This window comes from Pseudomonadota bacterium (assembly GCA_039196715.1).
GTDB lineage: Bacteria > Pseudomonadota > Gammaproteobacteria > CALCKW01 > CALCKW01 > CALCKW01.
Window position 1 is genome coordinate 1 of the sequence record JBCCUP010000149.1, and the last position, 3,553, is coordinate 3,553.

5 protein-coding genes and 2 rRNA genes are annotated in these 3,553 nt (G+C 60.3%); 1 reads left to right on the plus strand and 6 read right to left on the minus strand.

What is annotated here, in order from left to right; all coding sequences use genetic code 11:
- The 3 genes from groEL to AAGA11_22820 all read right to left on the minus strand — a co-directional run.
- Positions 1–719: chaperonin GroEL (gene groEL / locus AAGA11_22810; protein ID MEM9605708.1), on the minus strand; the 719-nt coding region annotated here is incomplete at its 3' end.
- 38 nt (positions 720–757) lie between these two features.
- On the minus strand, positions 758–1,048 hold the full coding sequence (locus AAGA11_22815; protein ID MEM9605709.1) for a co-chaperone GroES: 291 nt from the start codon (positions 1,046–1,048) through the stop codon (positions 758–760).
- A gap of 125 nt (positions 1,049–1,173) precedes the next feature.
- Positions 1,174–1,626 (minus strand): FxsA family protein, encoded by a 453-nt coding sequence (locus AAGA11_22820; protein MEM9605710.1) that lies wholly within the window; start codon positions 1,624–1,626, stop codon positions 1,174–1,176.
- Positions 1,627–1,725: 99 nt separating this feature from the next.
- Between AAGA11_22820 and AAGA11_22825 the strand changes: the two genes are divergently transcribed.
- A complete protein-coding gene (locus AAGA11_22825) occupies positions 1,726–2,226 on the plus strand; it encodes a TlpA disulfide reductase family protein (GenBank protein ID MEM9605711.1) in 501 nt (166 codons plus the stop codon).
- 66 nt (positions 2,227–2,292) lie between these two features.
- On the opposite strand, the gene AAGA11_22830 is transcribed toward AAGA11_22825, so the two are convergent.
- The 3 genes from AAGA11_22830 to AAGA11_22840 all read right to left on the minus strand — a co-directional run.
- Positions 2,293–2,706, minus strand: a complete 414-nt coding sequence (locus AAGA11_22830) for a hypothetical protein (GenBank protein ID MEM9605712.1) — start codon at positions 2,704–2,706, stop codon at positions 2,293–2,295.
- A 235-nt stretch (positions 2,707–2,941) separates the two neighbouring features.
- Positions 2,942–3,057: ribosomal RNA gene (gene rrf, locus AAGA11_22835) — 5S ribosomal RNA — on the minus strand.
- A 98-nt stretch (positions 3,058–3,155) separates the two neighbouring features.
- A 23S ribosomal RNA gene (locus AAGA11_22840) occupies positions 3,156–3,553 on the minus strand; the annotation flags it as partial.

Genomic DNA, 3,553 nt, shown 5'->3' on the forward strand with positions numbered 1-3,553 from the left:
ACCGACTCGAGCACCGGCAGCAGATCGCGGATGTTGGAGATCTTCTTGTCGTGCAACAGGATGTACGGCTCTTCGAGCTCTGCAGCCATTTTTTCCTGGTTGTTGACGAAGTACGGCGAGAGGTAGCCACGGTCGAACTGCATGCCCTCGACGACGTCGAGCTCGTTCTCGAGTGACTTGCCTTCCTCAACGGTGATGACGCCTTCCTTGCCGACTTTCTCCATCGCCTCGGCGATGATGCCGCCGATGGACTCGTCGGAGTTGGCAGAGATGGTGCCGACCTGGGCAACGGCTTTGGCGTCGTTGCAGGGCTGGCTCATGTTGGCCAGTTCGGCCACAGCGCCGCCGCACGCCATGTCCAGGCCACGCTTGAGGTCCATCGGGTTGCGGCCTGCCGCGACCGCTTTGAGGCCTTCACGCACGATGATCTGCGCCAGCACGGTGGCTGTGGTGGTGCCGTCACCGGCGATGTCGGAGGTCTGGGACGCGACTTCCTTTACCATCTGAGCGCCCATGTTCTCGAACTTGTTCTCGAGTTCGACTTCCTTCGCCACCGACACGCCGTCCTTTGTGACGGCGGGTGCGCCGAATGACTTGTCCAGCACGACGTTGCGGCCCTTGGGGCCGAGGGTGACCTTGACCGCATTGGCCAGGATGTCGACGCCGCGCGCCATGCGCGTGCGGGCGTCATCAGAAAAACGTACTTCTTTAGCTGCCATGGAAAAAATCCTCTAAATTCAATCGGTTTCGAGGCAATTTAGCCTTCGATGACACCCATGATGTCGTCTTCACGCATCACCAGCACTTCTTCACCGTCGACTTTGACTTCGGTGCCTGAGTACTTGCCGAACAGCACTTGATCGCCGACCTTGACGTCCAGCGCGCGAACGTCGCCGGCGTCGTTGGCCTTGCCGTTGCCTACAGCGAGCACTTCGCCGCGGATCGGCTTCTCTGTGGCGTTGTCCGGGATCACGATGCCACCTGGGCTCGTGCGCTCTTCTTCGAGACGCTTGATGACGACGCGGTCATGCAAAGGGCGGATTTTCATGGGCTTCTCCTCACGAAAAATCGGTTAAAAGACAAATGGGGGTCAGGCGGGTGTTAGCACTCGCCGTCTCGGAGTGCTGATGATAGGGCCGAGATTGGCAAAAGCAAGCCCAAATGGGGCGAAATTCAGTCGTCGCGGCTGAATTCGCCCTCAATGGGTGCATGCGGCGAGGGACCGCGGCCGTTTTGGGTGCCTGCGGGCGTCGGCCCAGCGGCCGCCGTGTGGACCACGACCCGCTTGGACACCCAGCTCACCAGCGCACGACGCGTGGTCGGCACGAGCAGGCAGAAACCGATCGCGTCGGTCACGAAGCCCGGGGTCAACAGCAAGGCGCCGCCGACCGCGAGCGCCACGCCCTCGGCCATTTCACTCGCCGGGATCCGTCCCTCGGCCATGGCACTGCGGCTGCGAAGCAGCACGCTGAGGCCTTGTGCACGCAGCAGCAGCGTGCCGACAATCGCTGTCAGCACGATCAGCAACACCGTCCAGAGCACCCCGATCAGCGAGCCCACCTGGATCAAAAGGGCGATCTCGATGATCGGCATCAGCAGAAAAGTGATGAAAAAGCCACGGGCCATGGGGATACTTTTGAGCGCGGACGTGGTCTCACAATGGGCGTGTGGGCCGTGCACTTCAAGCCCGCGGCCGTGTAATAACGTGTAAACGGAACCTGCCCGATGACCACCTCGACCCTGACCAAATCAGCCGCCATCGCCCTCGCGCTGTGCCTGGGGCTGGGCTTCTCACTCTGGCAGCGGCAGAGCGACGCCACGAACGACTGGGCCTTCACCGGTCTCGACGGCGAACCCGTGACGCGCGCCAACTACGCGTCCGACAAAGTGCTGATCAATTTCTGGGCGACGTGGTGCCCACCGTGCTTGCGGGAGTTGCCGTTGTTGAGCACCTTGGCGAGTGACACCCCGGACGACGAGTTGCGGGTGCTCGCTGTCGCCTACGACGACCCGAAGAACATTGCCCGTTTTCTCGCCGAGCACCCCGTTTCACTCGATTTCGCGCACGGCTTCGCCGACGTCAAGGCTGCCATGGCCGACTACGGCAACGTGTCGAGCAGCCTGCCGTTCAGCGTGCTACTTGACCGCAACGGCAAGGTGATTGAGAAACACCTGGGCGAGTTGCTGCCGGACACCTTGCCGGCCTTTGTCGCCTCTGGCGAGTGAGAGGCGCTCACTACGACAGCAGCTGATACCGCGGGCAGCCGCTCGCAACTCGCCTGCGCTGCCGCGTCAGCGCAGGTCGGGGTTGATACCGAAGTCGCGCCGTGCCGCCGCAATCGACACCGTGAACCCGGCGACCACGTCGACCAACGACAGCATCAGCAGGATGAAGAACACGGAGTTCCCGGCCGCCTGCACGACAATGAACTCCACCAGGAAGGCAACGAACACCATCATCGAGAGGACATGGTCCACGATGGAGCTGTGCGATGTCCGTGTTGCCTTGAACAGCTCGACGAACAGGATCACTGTTCCGATGATGATCAACACGTCGCCGACATTGATCTGCCACTCGGACCCCGAGGGCAGTGTCACGGACATCAGGTTGTTGTCCAGCTGCTCCGGCATGCCGCCCAGAAAGACCATCACGTTGTAAGCCAAGAACAAAAACAAGGTGAACGGCACAAAGCTGAGTACTGCCATCGGTGTCTTCCTGTTGTGTGGACCGGATGCCCGCGCGGTGACGTCACCAGCGGTGCGAATCATTGACGTTGGTGGGCCGTTACGCCACAACGCAGGCTCGCTATCATCGAACCGTCGCCCGTGGCACGCAGTAGGCGTAGCGCCCCCCTCAGTATATAGGCCTGATTCGAGGCTGCCGGTTTAAAAATCGGACATAAAAAAAGCCCCGGCTGATGCGGCCGGGGCTTCGGATAAAACCTGGCGGTGACCTACTTTCACATGGGGAGACCCCACACTATCATCGGCGCAAAACCGTTTCACTTCCGAGTTCGAAATGGGATCGGGTGGGACCAGTTCGCTATGGCCGCCAGGAAAACTGTCGGCACACGCTCTCTGTCGTGTGCCATTGATCGGAATGTCTGCGGGTAATGCAAAGCGTCGCACGTACAACCCAACTGTTTGGGTGTTATATGGTCAAGCCGCACGGACAATTAGTACTGGTTAGCTTCATCCGTTACCGAACTTCCACACCCAGCCTATCAACCTCGTGGTCTACGAGGGTCCTTCAGGGGCTTCAAGAGCCCAGGGAGATCTTATCTTGGGAGAGGCTTCCCGCTTAGATGCTTTCAGCGGTTATCCCATCCGAACATAGCTACCCGGCAATGCCACTGGCGTGACAACCGGAACACCAGGGGTTCGTCCACTCCGGTCCTCTCGTACTAGGAGCAGATTCCCTCAAATCTCCAACGCCCACGGCAGATAGGGACCGAACTGTCTCACGACGTTCTGAACCCAGCTCGCGTACCTCTTTAAATGGCGAACAGCCATACCCTTGGGACCGGCTACAGCCCCAGGATGAGATGAGCCG